Genomic DNA, 5,285 nt, shown 5'->3' on the forward strand with positions numbered 1-5,285 from the left:
ACGACAGCACGCATGCGAGCAGCGCCGCGCCGGTGACGGTGCCTGGTGGGGCTTCTAGTGGGCCTTATGCCGGGCCGGGTGGTCCGGTGACGGCGGCTTTGGATCGGGGTGCGGGGGGTGTGGGTGCCTCGATCGTTGGGTGCGTCGGTTGCGGTTCGCGGAAGGTCGTGAGGGGAACCCTGAGGGAATCAGAGTCAATGAGGGTTCCCCTCACGTACGTCGGGCTCAGGACTCGCGGTCGATGTTCAGGGCGGAGAAGGTCTGCACCACCGGCATCAGTTCGATGACGTTGATGTTCACGTGTTTTGGCTGGGAGCTGGCCCAGTACACCGACTCGGCGACGTCGTCTGCGGTCAGGGGGGTGGTTCCGGCGTAGACGTTGGCTGCCTTGTTCTCGTCGCCGCCGAAGCGGACGGTGGAGAATTCTGTGCCGCCGACCAGGCCTGGCTCGACGTTTGTTACGCGGACTCCGGTGCCGCGCAGGTCGGAGCGCAGGTTGAGGCTGAACTGGTGGACGAACGCCTTGGTGGCGCCGTAGACGTTCGCGCCGGGGTAGGCGTAGCTGCCTGCGACGGAGCCGATGTTGATGACGTGGCCGGTGCCGCGTTCGACCATGCCGGGCAGTACCGCGCGGGTCAGGTGGACGAGGCCGGTCACGTTGGTTTCGATCATCTGGTCCCAGTCGTCCAGGTTCGCCTCGTGCGCTGGCTCTAGGCCCTTCGCCAGGCCGGCGTTGTTGACCAGGATGTCGATCTTCGCCCACTCCTCGGGCAGCCCTGCGACGACGCCTGCGACTGCGTCCGCATCACGGACGTCCAGCACCAGCGGGTAAACCGCGTCGCCGAGTTCGTCCGCGAGGGTCTTCAGCCGGTCGCCGCTGCGGGCCGCGGCGACGACCCGCGCGCCTTCCGTTACGAACCGGCGCGTGATCGCGGCGCCGAATCCGGCGCTCGCGCCGGTCACCAATACGGTCTTCATGGAGTGCGTCACCGTTCTTCTGCGTGGTCCGGCCGGACCTGGTCCAGGAAGCGGCCGAACACGTCGTTGAACTCGGCCGCGCGTTCCAGGTTAGGCAGGTGTCCCGCGCCGTCGAGCACCACCAGCTCCGAGCCGGGTACGAGCTGGTGCAGCAGTTGTGCGTCGGAGACCGGGGTGAACTCGTCTTCGCTGCCCACTGCGACGAGCGTCGGCACGCTGACCTGCTTGAGGGAATCGCGGTAGTCCGGTCGTTTCGCCCGTGCTCGGAGTGCTGCTGCCGCGCCTGGTGCTGGTGCGTCGCGCATCATCTTTTGGACGTGTCCGGTCACTTCTGGGTTCTCGTGGAAGGTGCTCGGCGACACCATCTTCGGCAGCAGTTCGTCGGCGTACGCGGTCATGCCTTCCGCCAGCACCCGGTCCGCGGCCTGGTTGCGGGCCACCTTTCCTTCGGCGGTCTCGGGCTCAGCGAACGTGTCGGCGAGCAGCAGCGCGGCGATCCGCCCGGGGTAATCCCGGACGGTCTGCATCACGATCTGCCCGCCCATCGACAGCCCGCCCAGCGCGAACCGGTCGAGTCCCAGGTGGTCAGCCAGCCCGATCAGATCCTCGGCGAAGTCGTTGAGCCCGCTGACCGCCGGACCGGTGCTTTCCCCGTATCCCCGCAGGTCAGGCACCACGACGCGGTGTCCGTTCCGTGCCAGGTGCTCAGCCTGCGGACCCCACATGGACCGGTCGAACGGGTGCCCGTGCACGAGAAGGACCGGGATCTTCGGCTGCGGACCCAGGTCGTCGTAGGCGATCCGGGCGCCGGAGGGGAGAAGGACTGTCTGCATGTCCCCGACGCTAATCGGGGCGATTTCTCAGTGCAATACGGCGCAATGTAGTCGGAGCAATGTTTTTCTAGCGCAGCTTCGCGAAGAACTGCCGGACGTCGGCTGCCCACAGCTCCGGCACCTCCTGCGCCGCGTAATGGCCGCCGCGGTCGTACTCGTTCCACGACACCAGGTTCCGGTGATGCTCGGTGAACACCCGGATCGACGGCAGGTCGCCGGGGAACTGCGCGACCCCGAGCGGCACCGGGTTGCGGCCCTCGGCGGGCGTCTCCCGGTCTTGCTCGGCGTAGATCCGGATCGCGGAACCCGCGGTGCCGGTCAGCCAGTGGATCGTGACGTGGGTGAGGATCCCGTCGGCGTCGAGACCGTGGTCGTGCATCGCCTGCGCGTTCCAGCCGAGCAGGCCGACGGGGGAGTCGGACAACGCGTGCGCGAGAGTCTGTGGCTGTTGCGCCTGGACGACGCCGTAGGAAGCTTCGTGGGTGAAGTAGTGGTGGAACGCGTCCCAGGCGGCTTTGTCCTTTTCGGACAGATTGGCAATCCACTGTGGATCGTCGTCGGGCGGCGGATCCCAGGTCTGCGTCACGTGTGCGCCGATCACCTGCTCCGGTGCGACGCGACCGACCTCCGGCGCGATCCCCGAACCCCAGTCGTTGCCCGCGGCCCCGTAGCGCTCGTAGCCGAGTCGGCGCATCAGCTCCGCCCAGGCCCGCGCGATCCGCTGCGGGCCCCAGCCGGTGTCGGCCGTCGGACCGGAGAACCCGAACCCGGGCAACGACGGGAGCACGACGTCGAACGCGATCGACGGGTCAAGCCCGTGCGCGCGAGGGTCGCTCAACGGCCCGACCGCGGCCAGATACTCCGCCGCCGACCCGGGCCAGCCGTGGCTGAGGATCAACGGGATCGCGTCCGGCTCCGGGGAACGGGCGTGCAGGAAGTGGACGTTGCTGCCGTCGATCGTCGTCGTGAACTGCGGATACTCGGTGAACCGCCGCTCCCAGGCCCGCCAGTCGTAATGATGCCGCCAGTGCTCGGCCAGCTCGCGCACCCGGCCGACGCTGACGCCGTACCCCTGGTCACCGCCGGCCGGCTCGGGCGCCCACCTCGTCCGATCGAGCCGCTCTCGCAGATCGACCAGGTCCGCTTCCGGGATCTCGAGCCGATACGGCCGGATCTCGTCAGTCATGTCCAGCTCCTTCAGAAAGCCGCCGGGCGCGGGCATTGAGATACCGCACCTGGCGGATGTTGGTGGCGAGCTCGGCCGCGCGCAGGTATGCGCTCCGGGCCGCTTCGCGGTCGCCCGCCTTTTCCAGAAGATGCGCCCGCGCCGCGTAAAACCGCCGGTCGCGGTTGTCGAGCGCGGCGAGCAGTTCGAGCCCCGCCGCCGGCCCGTCCGCCATCCCGACCGCGACGGCGTGGCTCACCTTCGCGACCGGACTCGCCGAAACCTCGAGCAGAAGCCGGTAAAGCCCGACGATCTGCCGCCAGTCGGTCTCCTCCGCGGCGGGCGCCTCGTCGTGGACCGCCGCGATCGCCGCCTGCAGCTGGTACGGCCCGACCGGCCCGCGCGGCAACGCCGCCGTCACCAGCTCCACCCCGCGCCGGATCGAGTCGGCCTTCCACCGTGTCCGGTCCTGCTCGTGCAGCGGAACCAGCTCGCCCTGGTCGGTGACCCGCGCTGGGGACCGGGCGTCGGTCAGCAGCATCAAGGCGAGCAGGCCTGCGGCTTCGCTGTCGTCGGGCAGCAGCGCGGCGGTCATTTCCGCCAGCCGGATCGCCTCCGCGGCCAGGTCGCTGCGGTGCAGATCCGGTCCTGACGTCGCCGAGTAGCCCTCGGTGAAAATCAGGTAGAGGACATGCAGGACCGCGTCGAGTCGCTCGCGCTGAGCCTCCGGCGGCGGCATGCGGAACGGGACGCCGCTGTCCTGGATGGTCCGCTTGGCCCGGGTAATCCGGCGGGTCATCGAGTCCTCGGAGGTGAGGAACGCGCGCGCGATCTCTGCCGTGGTGAGCCCGCCGACGGCCCTTAGCGTGAGGGCGATCTGCGACGCTGCCGTGAGCGCCGGATGGCAGCAAAGCAGGAGCAGGATCAACGTGTCGTCGGCGTCGCCTTGGTGTTCGCCGACCTCCTCCCGGGCTGCCCTGACCTCGCGTTCCCGCCTTGCCTGTTCCGCCCGGAGCAGGTCGATGAGCTTTCGGCTCGCGACCTGCAGCAGCCAGCCGAATGGGCGCTCGGGGATCCCCGACTCCGGCCACTGCTGGGAAGCTTTGAGCAGGGCTTCCTGGACGGCGTCCTCGGCCGGGTCGAACCGCCCGTAGCGGCGGACCAGCGCGCCCAGCACCTGCGGGGCGAGGGTGCGCAAGGTGTCGTTGACCGTGGCCCCGGATTCGTCGGTCATCTCTGCCGCCTTGGTCTGTCGGTTCCGCCTGGCTGAGTTGCCGGGTCAGAGTTCGTTCTCGGCTCCCATCACCGGCCGGACCACCACTCCGGCCTCGGACAACCGGCCCGGCGCCTTGAGCAGCCCGGCCGCGATGTCGGTCGCCCGGTCGAAACTGGCGCAGTCGACCATCCAGTACCCGGCGATGACCTCCTCGGTCTCGCCGAACGGCCCGTCGGTGACGACCGGAACCCCGTCCCGCAGATCGAGGCGGCGGGCCAGCACGGGAGCGGTGAGCCCCTGCGTCTCGACCAGTTCGCCCGATTCGGCCAGCGCCCCGGTGTACCCGGCGAGGAACTCCTCGATCGCCTTCAGTTCCGCCGGAGTGGCCGGGGGCGCGGCACCGTCCTTGCCGCCGAGGTGGTCGTAGTCCTGCTGGTTGCCGTACGCCAGGATCAGGTACTTCATCGGGTGCTCCCTCTCGCTCGGGTCTGCTTTCGCGACCGGCTCCGGGCGGCCAGTCGGGGAAAGAACGAAGCTGCCTGCCCGGGACCGGACATCGCCTCGGCACCTGTTCTCGTGACCCGGGTCACTCGCTGGTTGGTTTGGCGCTCATGGTGCACCCGGCGGAACGCGCTCGCTGCCGATGTGGTCCCTGCTCCTCTCCGCCGAACCGACCCGCTGTTGGCCCCTTCTCGACGCCGCACTCGGCCAAAGTCCGACCGCTGCGGTGCGTGCCCCGCCGCTCTCGATGCTTCGGCCGGTCCGTATTGGGGAGCGAGGGGACCACTCGCTCTCGCTATTCGCCGATAACGCGCCGCCCGTTCTTCCGGATCGCGGCATCCGCGAGCCGATAAGCCACCGCATTCGCCTGGCTCGGGTCCGCCGACTCGGGGCCCGGTGCCCCGCCAGATCGGCCGCTGCGGGGCTATTCGGCCGGTTGACCTGCGAAGATCGTATTAAGGGACCCCCCTGTTTCGGGCCGTTTCGGGCCGTGTAATGTTCTCCAAGTCGCCAGGGAAACCGGGTGGCCGCCGGGACACGAACCAAGCTCTCGCCTCTAGGGTGATTGAGTGGGTGTCCCACCACAAACTGC

At 69.0% G+C, this 5,285-nt stretch carries 5 protein-coding genes; all 5 read right to left on the bottom strand.

Features of this window, described 5'->3' with window-relative positions; all coding sequences use genetic code 11:
* Positions 1-225: 225 nt before the first annotated feature.
* Positions 226-978 carry an SDR family oxidoreductase gene (locus tag ACWDNU_RS44725; protein ID WP_449673317.1) on the bottom strand — a complete coding sequence of 251 codons (753 nt, stop codon included), beginning with the start codon at positions 976-978 and terminating at the stop codon, positions 226-228.
* 8 nt (positions 979-986) lie between these two features.
* Positions 987-1,811: an alpha/beta fold hydrolase gene (locus tag ACWDNU_RS44730; protein WP_449673318.1), complete on the bottom strand. Its 825-nt coding sequence runs from the start codon at positions 1,809-1,811 to the stop codon at positions 987-989.
* Positions 1,812-1,878: 67 nt separating this feature from the next.
* Positions 1,879-2,997, bottom strand: a complete 1,119-nt coding sequence (locus ACWDNU_RS44735) for an epoxide hydrolase family protein (protein ID WP_449673319.1) — start codon at positions 2,995-2,997, stop codon at positions 1,879-1,881.
* Positions 2,990-4,210: an RNA polymerase sigma factor gene (locus ACWDNU_RS44740; RefSeq protein ID WP_449673320.1), complete on the bottom strand. Its 1,221-nt coding sequence runs from the start codon at positions 4,208-4,210 to the stop codon at positions 2,990-2,992. The genes ACWDNU_RS44735 and ACWDNU_RS44740 overlap by 8 nt, the downstream gene beginning before the upstream one ends.
* 45 nt (positions 4,211-4,255) lie before the next feature.
* Positions 4,256-4,657: a YciI family protein gene (locus tag ACWDNU_RS44745; protein WP_449673321.1), complete on the bottom strand. Its 402-nt coding sequence runs from the start codon at positions 4,655-4,657 to the stop codon at positions 4,256-4,258.
* Between the last annotated feature and the right edge of the window lie 628 nt (positions 4,658-5,285).

This window comes from Amycolatopsis sp. NPDC003676 (assembly GCF_053587275.1).